A 20287-nucleotide genomic window follows, 5' to 3' on the forward strand; every position below is an offset into this window, starting at 1 on the left:
TCACCCTTCCATGCTCTGCAGCCACATCTCGAGCACCGCCAACTGCCACAAGGCGTTTGAGCCGAGCGTGGTCCGGGTCTCGTTCGGCGCGGCCAGGAGGTTGGCTACGACGTCGGCACGATACAGCCCGCGGCGCCTCGCGGCATCGTTGGTCAACGCATCGCGCACCATCTCTAGCACCTCGCCGTGCAGATGGCGGATGCCCGGCACCAAAAAGTGGCCCTTGGTCCGGTCGATCACCTCAGACGGTAGCAATGCCCGCGAGGCCTCCTTGAGCACGCCCTTTCCGCCGGAGGCCAGCTTCAGCCCGGGCGGGCAGGCAGCGGCCAGCTCGACGAAGTCGTGGTCGAGGAATGGCACCCGCGCCTCCAAACCCCACGCCATGGTCATGGTGTCGACGCGTTTCACCGGGTCGTCGACGAGCATGACCTGAGTGTCCAGCCGCAGTGCCGCGTCGACGGCGGACTCGGCGCCGGGCGCGGCCTGATGCTCGGCCGCGAACCGGCAGCTCACGTCGTCGTCGATTCCGTACTCCGGGGCGAGGATCGACAGCACGTCGTCGTGGCTGCGGTCGAAGAACACTTTCGCGTAAGCCTCGGTGGTCTGTTCGCGCGCGACGGTGGCCAGCGGCGGGTACCAATCGTAGCCGGCGAGAATCTCGTCGGCGCCCTGGCCGGACTGCACCACCTTGACCGACTTGCTGACTTCGGCCGACAACAGGTAGAAGGCCACGCAATCGTGGCTGACCATCGGTTCGCTCATCGCGGCAATGGTTTTGGGCACCGCCGGGACCAGCCGGGAGCCGTCGATGTGGATCTTGTGGTGGTCAGTGTCGAAGGTCTTGGCGATCAGGTCGGAGTAGAGGTACTCATCGCCGGATTCGCCGTCGGCCGAGTCGAATCCGATGCTGAACGTGGCCAGCCCGCGCTGGCCCTGCTCGGCGAGCAGCGCCACCACGATCGAGGAGTCGATGCCGCCCGACAGCAGCACCCCGACGGGCACGTCGGCGATCATCCGCCGTCGCACGGCGGTGCGCAGCGCATCCATCAGCGCGGTCTGCCAGTCGCCCTTCGACCACGAGGCCTTGTCCGGATCGCGCCCGAATCCCGCTGTCCAGTACACGGTGTCGGCGTAGGCGCCGTCGGGCTGGATGACCCGTACCGTTGCGGGCGGAAGCTTGCGCACCCCGCGGTAGATCGTCCGCGGCGGCGGGACCACCGAGTGGAAGGTCAGGTAGTGGTGCAGCGCGTGGCGGTCCAGTTCGGTGTCCACGCCGCCCGCGTCCAGCAGCGCCCGCACAGTGGACGCGAATCGCAGCCGGCCGGGCGCGGCGGCCAGATACAGCGGCTTGATGCCCAGCCGGTCGCGCGCCAGCGTCACGACCCCAGAGTCGTGATCGACGACGGCGAACGCGAACATCCCCTTGAATCGGTCGACGCAGCGGGCACCCCAGTGATGGAACGCTTTGATCACGACCTCGCTGTCGGCGGTCGAGAAGAACCGGTACCCGGCGCCCTGCAGCTCTTCGCGCAGCTCCGGGTAGTTGTAGATGCAGCCGTTGAACACCAGGGTCAGCGCGAGTTCGCTGTCGACCATCGGCTGCGCGCCCCGGGTGGAGAGGTCAATTATCGACAACCGCCGATGGCCCAGGGCGACCGGGCCATGCGCCACGACGCCCTCGTCGTCGGGCCCGCGCGAGGCCATCGCGCCGGTCATCCTGGTGACCGCGCCGACGTCGGCAGCCCCCCCGTCCCAGCGGATCTCACCGCAGACGCCGCACACGTTAACGGCCGCCCGCGGTTGAGCCGGTGCGAAGCCAGGTGACCTTGCTGCCCCCGCCGGACGACGAGTTGACGATTCGCGAGCCCCGGCTCGCGACTCGGGTCAACGCCACGGGCAGCACGTGCGCCGACACCGAGCCGCCGGTGGTGGCCCGCAGGTGAACGAACGCGCGGAGGTCTACGTGATGCGGGTATACGCCGTCACCGTCGAAGGTCGGATGAGTGGACAAGGCGACCGTCTCCTGGGCGATGAACCGCTCCGGTTGGGTGACCAGCTCGCGCCGGCGCGCCTCCAGCGCCGCCTCGGAGGCCTCCGGCCCGATCAGCACGCCAGTTCCGCCCAGGCCGTCGATGGGCTTCACGACCAGGTCGCCGAGGTTGGCCAGCACGAAGTCGCGCTGCTCGCGCTCGGCGCAGATCCAGGTAGGAACCTGGGCGAGCAGTGGTTTTTCGCCGAGGTAGTACTCGATGATGGCGGGCACGTGGGCGTAGATCGCCTTGTCGTCGGCCACTCCGTTCGCCAGCGCATTGGCGATCGTGAGGTTGCCGTCGGCGATCGCGGCGAGCAACCCCGGCCGCAGCGGCGCGCCGTCGTATCCGGCGGAAGACAGCAGCATGTCCTCGTCCATCCGCGCGTAGACGACGTCGATGGGCCGTACGCTGGAACCGATGTGCCGCACCAACTTTCCGTCGCGCACCGCCAGGTCGGACGGCTGCACCAACGCGACGCCCATCTCCTCGGCCAGGAAGGTGTGTTCGAACCACGCCGAGTCTTCCCATCCGGCGGACAGCAGCACTACGGCCGGCTCGTCGCCGACGTGCGCCGGTGCCGCCGCCCGCAACGTATCCAACAGTAGCTGCGGCGCCTGGTCGCCGTCCTCGATCGCGGCGGGCGGTTGCAGCTCGGGGACGTGCTTGCCCAGCAATCGCTGGTTGACGATCGCGTAGGCGGCGCCCGACGGCACCCGGAGATTGTCCTCGAGAACCATCCATCGGCCGGGCCCGTCGCAGACGATGTCGGTGCCGCTGATGTGCGCGCGCACCGTGTCGCCGGCCAGCCGGCCCGTCGAGCGGAACCCCGGTGCCCGGTCCAGAGCCTGCATGCCGATGACGCCGTCGGCGACGATCGTGTGCTCGGAGTAGATGTCGCGCAGGAACGCGTCCAGCGCCCGGGCCCGCTGAGCCAGGCCTTCACACAACTGCGCCCACTCGTCGGCGGCCACGATGCGCGGCACCAGATCGACCGGGAACAGCTGCGCCCGGCTCTGACCGCTGACCCGGAAAGTGATGTTGTCGGCGCGCTGCTCCTGCTCGATACCCGCCTCGCGGGACCGCAGCTGCGCCGCGCCGAGGCGGGCGAGGGTGTCGAGGATCGACCGATACTCCTGCCGCGGGCGGCCCTCGGCGTCGACGGCCTCGTCATAGCCGGCGTCGACGGTACCCCGGTAGGCATGGAACAGCGTCGGCTCGCCCGCGGCTTTAGCGCTGGCCGGCCAGTGGCCGGCGGTCTCGGCGATCAGCTGATCGACGACGTCGGTGAGGCGCCCGCGCCGGCGCAGCGCCCGGCGTTGCCGTGCCGACGACGTGCCGGTGACCAGTGCCCGGCTCGCTGATTCGCTGACGATTTCCCAGTCACCGCTGTCCTCCAGTTGCGGCCGCAGCGAGTCGACCAACTCGTTGACCACCTCCGCCGCGGCCCGGCCGGCCGGGCCGTTGACGTCGACGAGGTCGCCCTCCAGCCCCGATCGCGCGGCGCGCCACAGGGCGGCCCGGGCCAGTGCCGGGGACAGCAGCGTCGCGGGACGGCCGGCGCGCAGCGCCCTGACCTCCCGTTCCACCAGCGCCCGGAACAGCCCGGCGATCAGCACGACGGTGTCCACGGACGGACAGCCGTCGCACACCCGAAGCTCGAGCGTCGGCGCGCGGGTCGCCGGGCGGACGTCGAAATACACCATCCCGGCGTCGGTGATGACTCCGCTGGCCACCAGGTCGTTGACCAACCGGTCGTACTCCTCGGCCGACTGCACCGGGGCCGCCGGCCCGGTCGTCGGCCAGCGCTGCCAGATCAGCGTGCGCATGCTCGAGTAGCCGGTGTCGGAGCCGTCCGACGCGAACGGCGAGCTGGCCGACAACGCCAGCAGCGTGGGCAGGTACGCCGACAGCCGGTGGCCCACCGCGACCGCTTCGTCGCGGTCGTCGATGCCGACGTGCACCTGGGTGCCGCAGATCAGCTGCTCGCGCGCCAGCAGCTGGTAGTCGGCAAGCATCTGGCGGTACCGCGGTGTGCTGGTGACCCGCATCTCGGCCGGCACCGCCAGCGGGACCGACCCCGCGGCCACCACCCCCATGCCCAGGCGGTCCGCCGCCTCGGTCAGGACGCGGCGGTGGGTGACGAGTTCGACGCGCAGGTCGTCAAGCGAATCGATGACCCGGCTGTTGGTCTCGATGACGCAGCTCTGCAGCTCGGCGACGTAGTCCCCGGTCAGCCCGGCCAGCAGTTCGGGGGCCCGCGCGGTCAGCCGCCTTGTCTTCAGGTCGACAAGGTGGAACTCCTCTTCGGCGCCCAGCGTTCGAGGCGACTGTTGTCGCATGTCACCCACGCTATGGGCACGTCTTTACCGCCGCGTTAACCGCTTCATGCTACAGAAGGGCCGTTAGTCCGACGGACCGGAAGAGCGGCGTCGCCGGATGGCGGGCCCGATCTCCGCCGGATTCAGCTGCCTGCCGCCCCTGGCGCGGGCCATCGGGTAGAAGCAGAGCCCGATGAGGACGCAGGTGAAGTGCCCGATCGCGGTGAAGTTCAGCTCGACGCGGTCCATCGTGATCAGCGGGAACCCGAAGATGATGAACAGCACCCCGAGATAACCCCACCGCCAGGGCCGCGCGATGCGATAGGCCAGCACCGCGATCACGCCGACCAGGAAATAGCTAACCCCGATATCGCGGGCGTGGATCAGCCGCTCCGAGGCATCGTGTTCCTCGATCGCGAAATAGAGCAGGCCCTCGCTGATGTAGGTGGCGAGGATGTGTGAGCTCAATCCCACGGTTAGCCATCGCACCTGCCCGAGCCAGTGTTCGGCGGGCGCCAGGAACAGCGTGAACAGCAGCAGGTATGGCTCAAGACTCCTGCCGTCGATCCACAGCAGGCTGGAAAACAGCACATTGAGCGGATCCGTCGCCAACGCATGGATGTTGGTGGAACGGTGCAGCAGCGCCGCGTGCAGCTGCCGCCTGGGAAGCTCGTGCTGGATGATCGTCGTGATCAACAGCACGAACAGCCAGCCGTAGGTCAGCGGCGCACCGCTGACGAAGTGCCACACCGCGAGCCCCATGCTGCGCAGGCCAGCCCGCACGGATGTGTTCGCCACGGCTTGACCCCGGTTATTCGACGGTGACGGACTTGGCCAGGTTGCGCGGCTTGTCGACGTCGTAGCCGCGGGCCTGCGCGACCGACGCGGCGAAGACCTGAAGCGGGATGGTCGAGAGCAGCGGCTGTAAAAGGGTTGACACCGAGGGGATTTCGATCAGGTGATCGGCGTAGGGGCGCACGGTGTCATCGCCCTCCTCGGCGATCACGATGGTCACCGCGCCGCGCGTCTGGATCTCGCGGATGTTGGACAGCAGCTTGGCGTGCAGCGTGGCCTGGCCCTTCGGCGAGGGCATGACGACGATGACCGGCAGGCCGTCCTCGATCAGAGCGATCGGGCCGTGCTTGAGCTCGCCGGCGGCGAACCCCTCGGCGTGCATGTAGGCCAGTTCCTTGAGTTTCAGGGCGCCCTCCAGCGCCACCGGGTAGCCGACGTGGCGACCCAGGAACAGCACGGTCGGCGATTGGGCGAAGCGATGCGCCAAGGCGACCACCGGTTCGACCGTCCCGAGCACCTGGGCCACCAGGTCGGGCATCGCCTCCAGCTCGCGGTACTCGCGCGCGACCTCGTCGGGGTACTTGGTGCCGCGGGCCTGCGCCAGCGCCAGGCCGACCAGGTAGTTGGCGGCTATCTGCGCCAGGAACGTCTTCGTCGACGCCACGCCGATCTCCGGGCCGGCGCGGGTGTACAGCACCGCGTCGCACTCGCGCGGGATCTGCGAGCCGTTGGTGTTGCAGATCGCCAGCACCTTGGCCTTCTGGTCCTTGGCGTGCCGGACCGCCTCCAGGGTGTCCGCGGTTTCGCCGGACTGCGAGATGGCGACGACCAGGGTGCTGCGGTCCAGCACCGGGTCGCGGTAGCGGAATTCGCTGGCCAGCTCGACCTCGACCGGCAGCCGGGTCCAGTGCTCGATCGCGTACTTGGCGAGCAGCCCGGAGTGATACGCCGTGCCGCAGGCCACCACGAAAACCTTGTCGATCTCGCGCAGCTCCTGATCCGACAGGCGCTGCTCGTCGAGGACGATCCGGCCGTTGACGAAGTGCCCGAGCAGGGTGTCGGCGACCGCGGTGGGCTGCTCGGCGATCTCCTTGAGCATGAAGTACGGGTAGCCGCCCTTTTCGGCCGCGGCCAGGTCCCAGTCAATATGAAAAACTCGGGCACTCGCGGCGTCCTCGTTGCCGTCGAAGCCGGTGACGCGGTAGCCGTCGGCGGTGATGACGACGGCCTGGTCCTGCCCGAGTTCCACGGCGTTGCGGGTGTGTTCGATGAACGCCGCCACGTCGGAGCCGACGAACATCTCGCCGTCACCGATCCCGAGCACCAGCGGCGTCGACCGGCGGGCGGCCACGATGGTGCCCGGCTCGTCGGCGCTGGCGAACACCAGGGTGAAGTGGCCCTCGAGCCGGCGCAGCACCGCCAGCACCGAGGCGGCGAAGTCGCCCGCCGTCTCGCCGTGGCGGTACGCCTGTGCCACCAGGTGCACCGCCACCTCGGTGTCGGTGTCGCTGGCGAACTCGACGCCGGCGGCCTCCAGCTCGTGGCGCAGGGCCGGGAAGTTCTCGATGATGCCGTTGTGGACGACGGCGATCTTTCCGGCGGCGTCGCGGTGCGGGTGCGCGTTGCGGTCGGTGGGGCGCCCGTGGGTGGCCCATCGCGTGTGGCCTAGGCCGGTGGTGCCGGCCAGCGATGCGGGCGCCATCTCGGCTGTTTCTTTGATGGCCTCTTCCAGGTTGGCCAGCCTGCCGGCGCGGCGCCGCACGGTGAGTTTGCCGTGTCCATCGACCAGCGCGATTCCCGACGAGTCGTAGCCGCGGTACTCCATCCGGCGCAGCGCGTCCATGACGACCTCGCAGGCCGGGCGCTGCCCGACGTAGCCGACGATCCCGCACATTCTGACTAGGGTACGGCAGCTATCCCCGCGCGCCGCTTTTACACGGCTGACCTGGGCCTGACCCGGGCAAGCCGCCACGAGGCAGGCGGCGCGGGCCGGAACCGCCGACGAAACCCGGCCGGCGGGCGCCACCTCGGGTTCATTTGAATTCATGCCTTATTCATAAACCCGAAGCTCTTTTCACCTGATGTATTTCCGACGTTTTCGGTCGCGTCATTGCCACACCAAACTGTGCATTTAAGCTTCGCGGCAACGGCTAGTGCTGGCAACCACCGGGGAGTAATGCGAACTGCGAGATCGACGGCACCGGGGGCCAGCGGAAAGGGACGGTGCTGACGCTCGCATGACCACGACAGTGCAGGGCCTTGCGGCAACCGCCACGCGCGATCGCTGCACCACCTTGCGACTGTCCTCGTGCCATCAGTCTTTCAGCGGATATCAACGTCGACTGTCCAGCTAACACATGGACGTGTGATTTTCCGGAACCCGCAAACACAAACGCAAATCGAGAATCCGGCGTCGCGCCGCATTCATAAAAAGACAAATCTTGAATCTTTCGCCAGCGCAGCATCTTCCAGGAGGGAATCATGACCGCTGTTCTGTACGACGACGTGGTGACGTCCCCGCCGGCGCCCCGGCTGACGGTAAGGCCAGCGCCGAAGCGGGCCCGCCAGTCGCCGATCGGCACCGGGGCTGACCCGATGGTGGATGCCGCGACCCGTTTGCTGAGCATCCCGCTGCGCCAGCTGTACGCGGTGCTGTGGCGGGTGGGCCTGATCGAGGTCCTGGCCTAAGCCATGCGCTAACGTCGACGGGTGGCCCGCATCCGCAAGCTCGTCGCAGCCCTCAGCCGCCGTGGACCGCACCGGGTTTTGCGTGGCGACCTGGCCTTCGCCGGTTTGCCAGGGGTGGTGTACACCCCCGAAGCGGGCCTTAGCCTGCCGGGCGTGGCGTTCGGCCATGACTGGCTCGCCGGTGCGGCTCGCTATTCGGGCCTGCTGGAGCACCTGGCGTCCTGGGGCATCGTGGCCGGCGCCCCCGACACCGAGCGTGGCCTGGCGCCCTCCGTGCTGAACTTCGCCTTCGATCTCGGTACCGCACTCGACATCGTGGCGGGGGTGCGCCTCGGGCCCGGCAACATCAGCGTGCATCCCGCCAAGCTCGGCGTGGTGGGCCACGGGTTCGGCGGCTCGGCCGCGGTTTTCGCGGCGGCCGGCATGGCAGACAAGCCCGCAGCGGTGGCGGCGCTTTTCCCGTCGGTCACCAGTCCCCCGGCCGAGCAGCCCGCCGCGGCGCTGAAAGTCCCGGGCCTGATCCTGGCCGCGCCGGGAGACGCGAAATCGCTGAACTCTAACGCGCTGGCGCTGGCCGCCGTGTGGGACGCGGCCACGCTGCGCATCGTCAGCAAGGCCCAACCCGGCGGGCTGGTCGAGGGCCGGCGACCGACAAAGGTGGTCGGGCTGGCCGGCCCGCACCGGCGCACCCAGCGATCGGTGCGGGCGCTGCTGACCGGCTACCTGCTCTATGCGCTGGGCGGTGACAAGAAGTATCGCGACTTCGCCGATCCGGACGTGAAGCTGCCGCGGACGGATCAGTTGGATCCCAGGGCCGAGCCGGTCGCCCTCGAGGAGAAGGTCGTCGCGCTGCTCAAGTGATTGCGGCCCACACGAGAAGGTGCAACTAAACGCTTAGCTCGCAGCATCTCCTAGGCAGTGGCCCTGGTCTTTTACGATCGTCCCGCCTGGGGCGAGAGTCAGCGCCGCTGCCTCCGCTTCATCGCTCGTCGGACCCCAGCCTCCGAAGTACTTGCTGTGCGAAGCGTTCACCGCAAGCGCGACGCACCCACCCGGCCCACTGGCCAGAACACGACAGTCGCTGACTCGCTTGCGACACGCATCCATCACTATCTTCTCGGCGCCAGATCGGCTGGGTTGCCCCGCATAGATCCCCGAGATATGCCCAGTGGAATCCGATATCGCCATCGCGATCCAATTATCGTCGGCATGCGCGGTCGGCGTTGCTGCGAATGCCACGCCAATCGCGGTCGCCGCCACTGCCAGCATCTTCATCGGCATTCCCACCCCATTTCTTTCACCGCATGCTGCTGCGCAAGCAACACTATTACACGGCACTACCTCCCGCGACGGGAACAATTCTCGACCCATCTCCGCGGCAGTTGTTTGCTGGCGCGGCGCGATTTGCCGGGGGGCTAAGTCCTGTATCGAGGATTTCCATCCGATGCTGATCTGACGCGGACCGCCCGCCCCGGCGCGCGCCGTGGTCGTCGTGGTATCTGTCGTTGGTGCGAATCGGGATCGCTCTGGATTACTCGGGCGGCTTCCACGAGGCCGTCGACCGCGTCGTCGAACTCGAAAAGGCCGGCATCGAGGTCGCGGTGGTGGCCGAGGCCTATTCCTTCGACGCCGTCAGCCAGCTCGGGTATCTGGCCGCCAAGACCAACACCGTCGAGCTGGCGTCGGGCGTGCTTCCCATCTACATCCGCACGCCGTCGTTGCTGGCAATGACGGCCGCGGGCCTGGATTTCGTGTCCGACGGACGATTTCGCCTCGGCATCGGCACGTCCGGGCCCCAGGTGATGGAGGGGTTCCACGGCGTCGAGTTCGACGCCCCGCTGGGCCGCACCCGCGAGATCGTGGAGATCTGCCTGCAGGTGTGGCGGCGCGAGCGCGTGCAATACGCCGGCAAGCATTACCAAATCCCGTTGCCCGCGGACCGCGGAACTGGGCTCGGCAAGGCCCTCCAACTCATCAATCACCCAGTGCGCGAACGCATTCCAATCTCCATCGCGGCGCTGGGCCCGAAAAACGTCGAGCTCACCGCCGAGATCGCCGAGGGCTGGCAGCCCGTCTTCTATCTTCCTGAGAAGGCCCACCTGGTGTGGGGCGACGCGCTGGCCGCCGGCGCAGCCAAACGCGATCCGGCGCTGGGGCCGCTCGACGTCATGGTGCACGCGTCGCTGGCGATCGGCGATAACGTCGAAGATCGGCTGGCCTGGGGCAAGCCGCAGCTGGCCCTCTACCTCGGCGGGATGGGCGCCAAGGGCCGCAACTTCTACCACAACCTTGCCACGCGCTACGGCTTCGGCGAGGTCGCCGACCGCATCCAGGAGTTGTACCTGTCCGGCCGCAAACGTGAGGCCACCGCCCTAGTGCCCGACGAATTGGTGCGCGGGATGTCGCTCGTCGGCCCGCGCGGATACGTCGCCGAACGCTTGGCCGCGTTCGCCGAGGCCGGCGTGACCACGCTGTTGGTGAACCCCATGGCCGCCGAACCCGGCGAAGCCGTGCGCTTCGTCGAGGACGTCCTTTCGCTGCGGCCGGCCTGAGCTATCACTGCCCGGCCTGCGGAAGCTGATCAGCCGCGATTTCGCACGGCGTCGATCCCTCGCTCGGCGGGGGCGCCGGTCCGGTCGGTGGCGGCGCGGCAACCGGCGCGGGCGCGTCGACCGGTGCAGGCGGCCCGTCTAAGAGCGGCGCGTCCACCGGCGGCGGCGCGTCCACCGGCCGAGCCTCATCCGCCGGCCGAGCCTCATCCGCCGGCGTGGCCGCCTCCGAATCCCGCTTTTCGTCAACGTCTTTCGCCTCTCCAGGTTCATCGGGCTTGTCCCCGGCGTCGTCGGCGTGGAACGGATCCTCTTCGGCGTCGAAGGCGCCGTCGGTGCCCTCGTGGTCGGTCGCCGAACCGAGCAGCGAACCCATGGCATCGACAATCCGGCTGGCCAGCCCACCCAGCCCGCCTCCACCCGACCCGCCGAGGCCACCCAGATCGCCCGCGGGCATGGTCGAAGCGGTCCCCAGGTCCGGTAGCGGCGGCGCCGGGATCGCGGCGGGCGCCGCCGGCGCAGCGGTTGTGAGCGCCGGCGCAGGATCCGGTGGCGGGCCGGGAACCGCGGCGGCCACTACCGGAGTGGCCGGCGTCGTCGCGCTGGGCGGAAGCTTCTGATAACCGGGCCCGAGATCGCCTGGCACCTCGAAGCGCGCCGCCGGCGCGGCGGCCATCCGGTCGATCACCATGGCGTACGACGTGTCCACCCCTTCGACTGTCGAACGCATCGTCCTCAACCAGTCGTCGCGAATCTCGTTGTCCACGTATGGCGTTATCTGTTGACGGACCACCTCCTCGGCGCTCGCCCGATCCCCCACGCCCGTCGTGACCGCGGCGGCCGCGGCCAACCACGACGGCCGCTGCGCCCGACTGCCCTCGTCGATGGCGATGGCCGTCGCGACCTTCGAATCGACCAGGTACCACAGGTTGTCGCGCAGCGACTCGCACCGCTGGGCCGCCGCGCGGACCTCGGTGGCCACCGCGCTCGCGGCGTCGCAATGACGCTCCAGGAACCGGACCGCCGAGTCCCCGCCCGGCCCGATCCAAGCCGCGGCCAGCTCGGCGAGCTGGGCGTGCTGCACCCGCAGCGCCTCCATGACCGCCGCGCCCGCGGCCCGAAGTTCCGCGCAGTCGCGGTCGAGCGCACGAAGGTCGAGGCCTTCTTCGCTGTCGTACCAGTCGCGGATCTGGGAGGGGTGCGCCGTCATGCCGGGATGTTGGTAGCCGAGCGCGTGGCAGGCCGACACGTAGGTCTGCGTGTTCTCGACGGCGCCCCGGCCCTCCGCAAGGCGCTCGGCGACGTCCAACCGATCGGCCACGGTCAGGCGATCCGTGCCGCGGCGTACAGTTCGGCGTCGTTGTAGCGGTCGGCGCCGGCGCGCAGGGCCGCGGCCACCTCGGCGGCCGCGCGCGACCACTGCGTCACCTCGGCCGTCAGTCGCTCCAGCTGGACGCGCAGGGCGTCGCCGCGTGCGCTGTGCGCCCGGCCGGCGTCGGCCCCGCCGAAAGCCAACCGCGCCAAGTGATCTCCCACGGCGCGGTCGAGGAGTTCGGTGGCCGCGCCCAGCTGGTCGGCGACCGTGTGCACCGCCGGGCTATCGAATCTCATGCCTAATCCGACGCCGGACGCCGCGTCCGGGTTCCCGCATAGGCGGATCAGCGCGCGTCGCTCACCGCTTCGGCGACACGGGCGGCTACCCGCTGAGCGACGCCCTCGTCGGGCGCCTCTACCATGACCCGGATCATCGGCTCGGTTCCGGAGGGGCGCAACAGGATTCGGCCGGTGTCACCAAGTTCGGCCTCGGCCTTCTCGAGCGCGGTCTGCACCGAGGGCGCCGCGGCGGCGGTGGCCTTGTCGGCGACCTTGACGTTGATCAACACCTGCGGCAGCGACCGCATCGCCGAGGCGAGGTCGGCCAGCGAGGCGCCGGTCTGCGCCATGCGGTTCATCAATCGCAGCCCCGTGACGATGCCGTCGCCGGTGGAGCCCGCCGCGGGCATCACGATGTGTCCGGACTGCTCGCCGCCGAGGCTGTAGTCGCCGGCCCGCAGCTCCTCGAGGACGTAGCGGTCACCGACGCCCGTCGTGCGCACGGCGATACCGGCCGAGCGCATGGCCAGGTGCAGCCCGAGGTTGCTCATCACGGTGGTCACCAGCGTGTCGGAGGCCAGCTCGCCCGCCTCTCGCATCGCCAGGGCGAGCACGACCATGATCGCGTCGCCGTCGACGAGCTCCCCGTTGGCGTCGATGGCCAGGCAGCGGTCGGCGTCCCCATCGTGCGCCAGGCCCAGGTCGGCGCGGTGGTCGACGACCGCCGCCTTCACCGAGTCCAGGTGCGTCGAGCCGCAGCCGTCGTTGATGTTGAGCCCGTTGGGGTCGGCATTGATGGCGATCACCCGGGCACCGGCCGCGCGGTAGGCGCGCGGGGCCACCGACGACGCCGCGCCGTGGGCGCAGTCGACCACCATGGTCAGGCCGTCCAGCCGCAGCGTGCTGGCCTTGCTGAGGTGGCGCAGGTAGCGGTCGGCGGCATCCTCGGCGTCGACGACCCGGCCGATCCCGGCGCCGACCGGGCGCAACCCCGGTCCGGCCGCGACCAGTTCCTCGATCTGATCCTCGGTGCCGTCGTCCAGCTTGTGGCCGCCGGGGCCGAAGATCTTGATGCCGTTGTCGGGCATCGGGTTGTGCGACGCGGAGATCATCACACCGAAGTCGGCATCATAGGCGCCGGTCACGTATGCCACCGCGGGGGTGGGGAGCACCCCGACCCGCAGCGCGTCGACGCCCTGGCTGGTCAGCCCGGCGATCACCGCGGCCTCCAGCATTTCGCCGCTGGCCCGCGGATCGCGGCCGATCACGGCCACCCGCCGGCCCGGTCCGCCCGAACTCGCCAGGCGCCGGGCCGCCGCGGCGCCCAGGGCCAACGCCAGCTCGGCGGTCAACTCCCGATTGGCAACCCCGCGAACACCGTCGGTGCCGAACAGTCGACCCATGCGGACAAACCTCTCACAGTTGACGCTTGTGCACCTAACGTGCCCGTTCTTTTCTGACCCAAACCCCCCGCGAACGCGCGCAGACACGCCGAAGACGGTGCATAACGTTGCACTGCTGCGGCCAGAAAGTGATGCTGATCAGCGCTTGGAGTACTGCGGCGCCTTGCGCGCCTTCTTCAGCCCGTACTTCTTGCGCTCGGTGGCACGCGGGTCACGGGTGAGGAAGCCGGCCTTCTTCAGGGCGGGCCGGTCCTCCGGCGAGACCAGGATCAACGCCCGGGCGATGCCCAGGCGCAGCGCGCCGGCCTGACCCGACGGGCCCCCGCCGTGCAGCAGGGCGAAGATGTCGAAGCGTTCCACCCGGTCGACGGTGACCAGCGGGGCCTTGATGAGCTGCTGGTGCACCTTGTTGGGGAAGTAGGCCTCGAGGCTGCGGCCGTTGAGGTCGAACTTGCCGGTGCCGGGCACGATGCGCACCCGCACCACGGCCTCCTTGCGGCGGCCGACAGTCTGGATGGGCCGCTCGAAGACGAACGCCTCGGCGGCCCGGGCGGACGGGGCCTCGGCCTCCGGGGTCGCCGGGGTTTCCGTGGTCTCTACGACTGGATTGTTTTCCAGGCTGGTCTCGGTCACTGGGCCACCTGCTTGATCTCGTACGGAACCGGCTGCTGAGCGGTGTGGGGATGCTCCGGGCCTGCATAGACGCGAAGCTTGCGCTGGATCTGACGGCTGAGCTTGTTCTTGGGCAGCATGCCGACGATCGCCTTCTCCACGACACGGGTCGGGTGCTTTTCCAGCAACTCGCCGATCGTGCGGGAATGCAGCCCGCCGGGATACCCCGAGTGGCGGTAGGCCAGCTTGTTTTGCAGCTTGTCGCCGGACAGGGCGATCTTGTCGGCGTTGACGACGATGACGAAGTCACCGCCATCGACATTGGGCGCGAACGTCGGCTTGTGCTTGCCGCGCAGCAGGTTGGCTGCCGCTACGGCAAGGCGGCCAAGCACCACGTCCGTGGCGTCGATGACGTACCACGAGCGCGTGGTGTCACCCGCCTTGGGCGCATAGGTGGGCACAGCGCTTACCTTCTTCTCTTCTCGAGGTGGATCCCGGGTCGAGCCGGGTGCCGGTCAGGCGTCCGCGGTTGGGGCTTGGTCTCGGCGACCGACATTGACCCGAGGCCCCGGCGTACCGCACGCCAACCGAGCAGCTTACCGACCGTCATCCCCGCAGGTCAAAATGACTGTGTGGTCCCGGCGGCTCTCCTCCGCCGGGACCACACAGGGGCCATTCAGCTACCGTGCCCAGACGCCGGCCGCCCGGCGGTCGGCGTCGGCCACCTCCTCCGCGCCGTCACGCACCGCGTTTCCCAGGTCGACCAGCATTTCGTTGAGCGCGGTGGCCGCCTGGTGCCACTTCAGCTGCTCGACCTGGTAGGCGGCCGCCGCCTCGCGGGTCCACAGTTCCTGTAGCGGAGCGATCTGCGATCTGAGCTCGTCGAGCGCCGCGTTGAAACGGGCCGCCGTGGTGTGGATCTCTTGGCGCACCGAGTATTCGATTTCGCCGAAGTTGTAGGAGAGGACCGGGTCCACGGGCAATGCCCCGCTCAGAGGTTTCCGCCGGCGGCGGCGACGTGGTGGGCGTGGTTCTCGCCGGCCTCCCGCAGCGCGGCCTCGTTGTGTCGAATGGTCTCGGCGATGGTGTGCAGGACGCGGTACAGCCGCATCGACTCGGCGTTCCAGCGATCCAGCACATCTTTGAATCGCACGGCCGCGAGCCCGCCCCACACCGAGGGCGGCACGCTGCCCATCCGGCCGATGAAGGCCTGCAGCATCGCCCGGATCTCCTCGTTGCGGGCGTCCGTCGTGGCCGCGGCCGCGCGCATGAGATCAAAGTCGGTGCTCAGTGTGTTCGCCATATCAGATTGGACCGCGTCGATCTCCGTTTGGTTCCGCGCGATCTGTCGATTCATCCGATCGCGTGGGCGGATCGCACCGCCTGCTCGCAGGCGTCGCGGACGGCCTCCTCATCACCGGGACGGCTCTGGCAGCCCAGGCTGATCCGTACGGGCCCGTCCAGCAGCACCGTCCACCGCACGTGGTGGGTGGCGCGCACTTCGCGGTAGGTCACCGCGGGCCGGCCCACGCTCACCCCGGAGGGATTGAAGTCGACGAACAGCCCGGCGGGCTCCGCGTCGATCGCGTGTTTCAACCGCTCGGCGGTACCACTCAGCGTCTCGCCCGCCACCGGCGACTGCGTGACGTGCAACGCCACTTCCGGATCCGAGGGCGATGTGACCTGCACCCGCGCTGACCCGGGCCCGGTGACCACCCGCTGCGCGGACCAGTTCGCGGGCACCGTCAGCGCCACGCGGCCTTCGACCAAGAATGTTGTCGGCGCCGTCTGCACCGCGACCGGGGGCGACACGCCACGACGGGCCGCGGGGGCCACGGCCGAGATCGCCAGTGGAAACGCGGTCAGCACGACAGCGGCCCCGGCAAGACCGCTTATTATCCGCGCGCGGGATCGGGGGCGATCGGCACCGGCGGTGACGCGCGGCTCGGACGGGTCCTCCGGGACCGGCAGCGCCGACCGGGCCAGCCCGGGAAGCCGAGCGTCATCGATTTCCACCGCCGCCAGGCCGCTGCGGCGCACTGCCCCGGCGATCAACGCCCCGAGGGCCGGCGCGCCGGTCACCGTGCTCGGGGCGTCGATCAGGACGACCGCCGACGCAGTTCCGGTCATGGCTGTGATGCTCCGTGCTGCCTCCTCGACAGCCGGATGCGGTCCCGCCCCACGGGGTATCGCGACAACCTCGGCACCGGTGATCACCACCAGCCGCTCGGCGATCTCCACCACCACCGGCGCGTCGCCCTCGGCGCGCTGGTCAGTGGATGCCTCTGCCAGCAGCCACGACCGGCGACGCGCCAGCACGTCATCGGCCAGTGACTTGGCGGTCGCCGTCACCACGCCGACCCGCGCCGACGGCCACCAGGACGGGTGCACGAGGACCAGCCCGTTGCAGTTCACACATTTCACCGACCGCAGCGCCGCGCGCCACAGCGAATCGACGGTGACCGGGCGGCCGCCGACCAGCGCCACCCGATCGTCTATGGCGGCCAGCGCCTCCCTGATGATCTCGGACGTGTCGTCGTCAGCGGCTCCGCCTGTGGCACAACATAATCGGCGGATCGTGCCGGGCCCGGCCTCGATCAGCGCGCGGTGCCGGTTCGCGGTCGTGCTCACGGGGGCGGGCTCCAGGCCACCTGAACGAGCTGTTCGTCACCGGGACGGGTGATCAGGACGCCACGGCCGGGCGGCAACCGCACGGAGCGGCCGGAACCCCACGGTGCGCCCTCATCCGGGCGCTTACTCATCATCAGTGTCATGCACCCGAGGTCACGCAGGCCCGCCAGCAGCGGCTCGAACAGGGCGCGCTCGGCGCCACCGCTGCGCCGGGCCACGATCAGATGCAGCCCCAAGTCCCTTGCGTAAGGCAGATATTCGACGACGGCCGCGAGCGCACTACCTGCCGGGGTGGCGACCAGGTCGTAGTCGTCGACCAGAACATAGATGTCCGGCCCGGACCACCACGACTTGGCTCGCAGCTGCGCCTGGCTCACGTCCAACGAAGGCATCCGCCGCGCCAAGACATCAAGCAGACCCGGCAGCAAGCCGCCCAGCGCGGACGACGACATGGCGTAGCCGCCAAGGTGTTTCGATTCGACGACGCCCAACAGGGAGCGGCGAAAGTCTACGATCAGCAACTGTGCCTCGGCGGCGGTATTCGTCCGAACGATTTCGCGGCACAGAGTCCGTAGCGTGGCGGTCTTGCCGCACTCGTTGTCCCCGAGGATCAGCAGGTGCGGGTGCTGCCCGAAATCGATTGGGACCGGCTGCAGTCGGCGCTCCTCCAGACCGAGCAAGACCCGCGCGCCGAGTCGCGCTTTCGCCCGGTTCACGACGGCGTCATGGTCCACGTGCGTGGGAAGCAGCGGTATCGGCGGCGCGGCCGATTCACCACGACAGAACCGGTCGGTGGGCAGCGCGATGATCATGTGCAGCCCCTCGTGGGAAAGGCCGCGACCCGGTCGGTCGTGAGGTACGTGTTGCGCACGCTTGCGGTCGACCTCGGAGTCCGCGGGGTCGCCCAGCCGCAACTCGATGCGGGTGCCGATCTGATCCTTGAGCGCCGGCCTTATCTCAGCCCACCGCGACGCCGACAACATCACGTGCACACCGAACGAAAGTCCCTGAGCCGCCAGGGCAGTGATCGATGCCTCGAGTTCCTCGAACTCATGGCGCAGGTTTGCCCAGCCGTCGACGACGAGGAACACGTCAGCGAATGGATCGTGATCCCGCGCCGCATCGGCTCGATACGCCTCCCGAGACCGGACGGTGGATTCCATCTCGGCGACCATGCGCCGCACCAGATCCGGCTCGGCCCGGCCGGCGACGGCACCCACGTGCGGCAACGCGCGCAGCGCCCCGAGCGCTCCGCCGCCGAAATCCAGGCAGTAGAACTGCACCCGCCCCGGATCGTAAGTGGCCGCCAAAGCCGTGATGAGCGTGCGCAGCGCGGTCGACTTGCCCGATTGGGGTGCGCCGACGATCGCCACATTGCCTGCGGCTCCGGACAACTCGACCGTCAGCGGCGTGCGGCATTGCTCGAACGGGCGGTCGATGATGCCGATGGGTACGGTAAGGCGGTCCGGCGCCAATACCGCATCGCGGAGCAAGATGTCCAGCGCGGGTGCCGCTTCGAGCGGGGGCAGCCAGACCTGGTGCGCGGGCGGTCCGTGCCCGGCGAGCCGGTCGAGGACCGCTTGCAGGACGGTCCGGGTGGGCAAGGCGTCCGTGTCGGCGCGGGTGACCGGGCCTTCCGCCCGTGTGCTGAAGACCCGCACGGCCGCCGCGCCCACCATCGAGGCACAAGCCGGCGCCTCCGGCTGCAGCGGTCCCGAAACGAATGCCGCCTGAAAACGGATCGCCTCGCCACTGCCGGCGCGGAGGTAACCCGCGCCGGGCGTGTTGGGCAAGTGGTATGCGTCGAGCGTTCCCAAAGCCGCGCGCGATTCGGCGGCGGACAGGGTTTTCAGACAGATCCGGTACGACAGGTGGGCTTCCAGGCCCCGCAGCCGGCCCTCGTCGAGCCGCTGACTGGCCAGCAACAGGTGGATGCCCAGCGACCGCCCGAGCCGGCCGATGGCGACGAACATGTCAGCGAACTCAGGATGCTGGCTGAGCATTTCGGAGAACTCGTCGACGATGATCACCAATGTCGGTAGGGCGATCCATTGGCCGCCGGCCCGGCGCGCGCGTTCGTAGGCCGTGAGGCTGGCGCAGCGCGCCCTTCGCAGCAGCCGTTGCCGACGGTGCATCTCACCGGCCAGTGCGTCGCGCATGCGCGCCACCAGCGGCGCCTCGTCGGCGAGGTTGGTGACGACGGCGGCCACGTGGGGCGCCCGCGCCAAATCGAGAAACGTTGCGCCCCCTTTGAAGTCGATGAGCAGCAGATTGAGCACCTCCGGAGCGTTTTGCGCCACCAACCCCAGCGCGATGGTGCGCAGCAACTCCGACTTACCCGACCCGGTGGCGCCCACGCAGAGCCCGTGCGGGCCCATGCCGTTTTCCGCGGCCTCTTTGATATCCAGATGGAGCGGTGCGCCGTCGGCGGTGGTTCCGATGTGCACGCATAGTCGATCGCGATGGCCTTGCCCGCGCCACAGCGTGATCGGGTCGACACCCACCGGCCCGGCGCGGTACATGGACAGCCGGCGCGCACACGTCAGCGCGTCCACCAATTCCATCCGGTCGTGACACGGCAACGGTTGAGGCGCGTCGGGCCACCTGATCATCACCGGCTCGCCGTCGGCGCAGGCACCGACCTCGAGGATGGTGGCGCCCGTGATCGCACCGGCCGTCGCACCCTCCTCAGCCTCGGCGACCACGATCGCGTGCGGCGGTCCCGCACCGGCGAGCGCGTGCCGAGCCTCCGCCATGCTTGCGTACACCAGGCGGGCGGGGCCCACCGCATCGGCGGCGCTCGGATGTCGGTTGTGCGGCAACCACTTCAGCCAATCCCAGTGGGCTCGGTTCGCCTCGCTGATCACGGCCACGAGCAGCAACTGATCGGGCGGGTGCAGCACGGCCAGCTGGCAGATCATCGCGCGCAGCAGCCCGCGCACGGAGGCCAAATCGCCGTCGATCGTCACCGTCCCGACGGCACCCAAGCCGATCGTGATGGGCGCGGCCGCGATGAGCGAATGCGCGCTCAGGAAGCGACGCAAGGCCGTCTCCGTGACCGGGTCGGGTGGTTCATGGGCTGCGGGCGGCTCTGGCGCCACCAGCCGCGTCGCAAGCGGTTGAGTCCCGACGCCGACACGGGCCAGGCAAAAGTCGGGGTCGGACGCTCGCCGCTCCCACATCCGCGGGCCGCCGATCAACGTCCACAGCGTATCGGGGTCGGGATGGCTCCAGCTGAGGGAAAACCGCTGCGCCGCCGCGGTTTCGGTGACGTCCGCGCGCAGCTGGGTCAGGTATGCGAGGTAGTCGAGCCGGTCGGCGTCCAGGCCGCGGCCCCGCCGTTGGCCGCGCCCGGCAGCCGCCGTCACCGCCAGCGAGAGCAGCGTCATCATCGGGAATGCCACGAACATGGGATTGCGCGCGCCGGCCGAGCCCGAGAGGAATGCCGCGGCCATGACCCCGAGGGTCGCGAGCGACAGCATGACCGGCAGCAACCTGGGCGACCTCGCCGGCGGTAGGCCGGGCGGCGCCTCAACGGCGATGTCCGCGGTCGCGACCGCCGGCGGCAGCTGGCGAACCGCGGGCACGAAACACTGTGTCATCTCGGTCCCTCCCACCGTTTGGCGACGGTAAGCAGCGCCGAAATCCGCGGCAAGTCACCTGTG

Annotated in this window: 18 protein-coding genes; 4 read left to right on the forward strand and 14 right to left on the reverse strand. The window is 69.3% G+C overall.

Going from position 1 to position 20287, the window contains the following annotated elements:
* The 4 genes from JWP83_RS08620 to glmS all read right to left on the reverse strand — a co-directional run bounded on the left by JWP83_RS08620 (position 1) and on the right by glmS (position 7040).
* Positions 1-1782 (reverse strand): N-acetylglutaminylglutamine amidotransferase, encoded by a 1782-nt coding sequence (locus JWP83_RS08620; RefSeq protein WP_297728667.1) that lies wholly within the window; start codon positions 1780-1782, stop codon positions 1-3.
* A 1-nt stretch (position 1783) separates the two neighbouring features.
* Entirely contained in the window at positions 1784-4372 is a 2589-nt protein-coding gene (locus tag JWP83_RS08625; protein WP_297728670.1) for a carboxylate--amine ligase/circularly permuted type 2 ATP-grasp protein, read from the reverse strand.
* Positions 4373-4435: 63 nt separating this feature from the next.
* On the reverse strand, positions 4436-5149 hold the full coding sequence (locus tag JWP83_RS08630; RefSeq protein ID WP_297728673.1) for a rhomboid-like protein: 714 nt from the start codon (positions 5147-5149) through the stop codon (positions 4436-4438).
* A 13-nt stretch (positions 5150-5162) separates the two neighbouring features.
* Entirely contained in the window at positions 5163-7040 is a 1878-nt protein-coding gene (gene glmS / locus JWP83_RS08635) for a glutamine--fructose-6-phosphate transaminase (isomerizing) (protein WP_297728676.1), read from the reverse strand.
* Positions 7041-7627: 587 nt separating this feature from the next.
* Here glmS and JWP83_RS08640 point away from each other — a divergent pair.
* Together JWP83_RS08640 and JWP83_RS08645 are read left to right on the forward strand one after the other, a co-directional pair.
* Positions 7628-7834, forward strand: a complete 207-nt coding sequence (locus JWP83_RS08640) for an Rv1535 family protein (RefSeq protein WP_297728679.1) — start codon at positions 7628-7630, stop codon at positions 7832-7834.
* Positions 7835-7855: 21 nt separating this feature from the next.
* Positions 7856-8695, forward strand: a complete 840-nt coding sequence (locus JWP83_RS08645) for a hypothetical protein (RefSeq protein WP_297728682.1) — start codon at positions 7856-7858, stop codon at positions 8693-8695.
* A 33-nt stretch (positions 8696-8728) separates the two neighbouring features.
* Here JWP83_RS08645 and JWP83_RS08650 read toward each other — a convergent pair whose 3' ends face one another.
* The gene (locus JWP83_RS08650) at positions 8729-9109 is read right to left on the reverse strand and encodes a DUF4189 domain-containing protein (protein ID WP_367185604.1); all 381 of its coding nucleotides are present in this window, start codon (positions 9107-9109) and stop codon (positions 8729-8731) included.
* Here JWP83_RS08650 and JWP83_RS08655 point away from each other — a divergent pair.
* Together JWP83_RS08655 and JWP83_RS08660 are read left to right on the forward strand one after the other, a co-directional pair.
* Entirely contained in the window at positions 9003-9290 is a 288-nt protein-coding gene (locus JWP83_RS08655) for a hypothetical protein (RefSeq protein ID WP_297728744.1), read from the forward strand. The two genes, JWP83_RS08650 and JWP83_RS08655, sit on opposite strands and share 107 nt — an antisense overlap.
* A 52-nt stretch (positions 9291-9342) precedes the next feature.
* Complete coding sequence (locus tag JWP83_RS08660) at positions 9343-10386, forward strand: LLM class F420-dependent oxidoreductase (protein ID WP_297728685.1); 1044 nt, start codon at positions 9343-9345, stop codon at positions 10384-10386.
* A gap of 4 nt (positions 10387-10390) precedes the next feature.
* On the opposite strand, the gene JWP83_RS08665 is transcribed toward JWP83_RS08660, so the two are convergent.
* The 9 genes from JWP83_RS08665 to eccCb all read right to left on the reverse strand — a co-directional run bounded on the left by JWP83_RS08665 (position 10391) and on the right by eccCb (position 20224).
* Complete coding sequence (locus JWP83_RS08665; protein ID WP_297728687.1) at positions 10391-11704, reverse strand: hypothetical protein; 1314 nt, start codon at positions 11702-11704, stop codon at positions 10391-10393.
* Between the two features lie 2 nt (positions 11705-11706).
* Positions 11707-11994 (reverse strand): hypothetical protein, encoded by a 288-nt coding sequence (locus tag JWP83_RS08670; protein ID WP_297728690.1) that lies wholly within the window; start codon positions 11992-11994, stop codon positions 11707-11709.
* 47 nt (positions 11995-12041) lie between these two features.
* Positions 12042-13379, reverse strand: a complete 1338-nt coding sequence (gene glmM, locus JWP83_RS08675; RefSeq protein ID WP_297728694.1) for a phosphoglucosamine mutase — start codon at positions 13377-13379, stop codon at positions 12042-12044.
* A 138-nt stretch (positions 13380-13517) separates the two neighbouring features.
* The gene (gene rpsI / locus JWP83_RS08680; protein ID WP_297728735.1) at positions 13518-13997 is read right to left on the reverse strand and encodes a 30S ribosomal protein S9; all 480 of its coding nucleotides are present in this window, start codon (positions 13995-13997) and stop codon (positions 13518-13520) included.
* A gap of 11 nt (positions 13998-14008) precedes the next feature.
* Positions 14009-14452, reverse strand: a complete 444-nt coding sequence (gene rplM / locus JWP83_RS08685; protein WP_297728697.1) for a 50S ribosomal protein L13 — start codon at positions 14450-14452, stop codon at positions 14009-14011.
* Between the two features lie 219 nt (positions 14453-14671).
* Positions 14672-14974: a WXG100 family type VII secretion target gene (locus JWP83_RS08690; RefSeq protein WP_297728700.1), complete on the reverse strand. Its 303-nt coding sequence runs from the start codon at positions 14972-14974 to the stop codon at positions 14672-14674.
* Between the two features lie 8 nt (positions 14975-14982).
* Entirely contained in the window at positions 14983-15294 is a 312-nt protein-coding gene (locus JWP83_RS08695) for a WXG100 family type VII secretion target (RefSeq protein ID WP_297728703.1), read from the reverse strand.
* Positions 15295-15344: 50 nt separating this feature from the next.
* A complete protein-coding gene (locus JWP83_RS08700) occupies positions 15345-16622 on the reverse strand; it encodes a type VII secretion-associated protein (RefSeq protein WP_297728706.1) in 1278 nt (425 codons plus the stop codon).
* The gene (gene eccCb / locus JWP83_RS08705) at positions 16619-20224 is read right to left on the reverse strand and encodes a type VII secretion protein EccCb (RefSeq protein WP_297728708.1); all 3606 of its coding nucleotides are present in this window, start codon (positions 20222-20224) and stop codon (positions 16619-16621) included. Before eccCb ends, JWP83_RS08700 begins: the two co-directional genes overlap by 4 nt.
* Positions 20225-20287: the final 63 nt, after the last annotated feature.

It is taken from the genome of Mycobacterium sp. (genome assembly GCF_025965855.1).
Classification (GTDB): domain Bacteria; phylum Actinomycetota; class Actinomycetes; order Mycobacteriales; family Mycobacteriaceae; genus Mycobacterium.

Coding starts and splice junctions, on each gene's coding strand:
- JWP83_RS08640 (WP_297728679.1), top strand. CDS start 7,628: ATGACCGCTGTTCTGTACGACGACGTGGTGACGTCCCCGCCGGCGCCC.
- JWP83_RS08695 (WP_297728703.1), bottom strand. CDS start 15,294: ATGGCGAACACACTGAGCACCGACTTTGATCTCATGCGCGCGGCCGCG.
- glmM (WP_297728694.1), bottom strand. CDS start 13,379: ATGGGTCGACTGTTCGGCACCGACGGTGTTCGCGGGGTTGCCAATCGG.
- glmS (WP_297728676.1), bottom strand. CDS start 7,040: ATGTGCGGGATCGTCGGCTACGTCGGGCAGCGCCCGGCCTGCGAGGTC.
- JWP83_RS08625 (WP_297728670.1), bottom strand. CDS start 4,372: ATGCGACAACAGTCGCCTCGAACGCTGGGCGCCGAAGAGGAGTTCCAC.
- eccCb (WP_297728708.1), bottom strand. CDS start 20,224: ATGACACAGTGTTTCGTGCCCGCGGTTCGCCAGCTGCCGCCGGCGGTC.
- JWP83_RS08670 (WP_297728690.1), bottom strand. CDS start 11,994: ATGAGATTCGATAGCCCGGCGGTGCACACGGTCGCCGACCAGCTGGGC.
- JWP83_RS08650 (WP_367185604.1), bottom strand. CDS start 9,109: ATGAAGATGCTGGCAGTGGCGGCGACCGCGATTGGCGTGGCATTCGCA.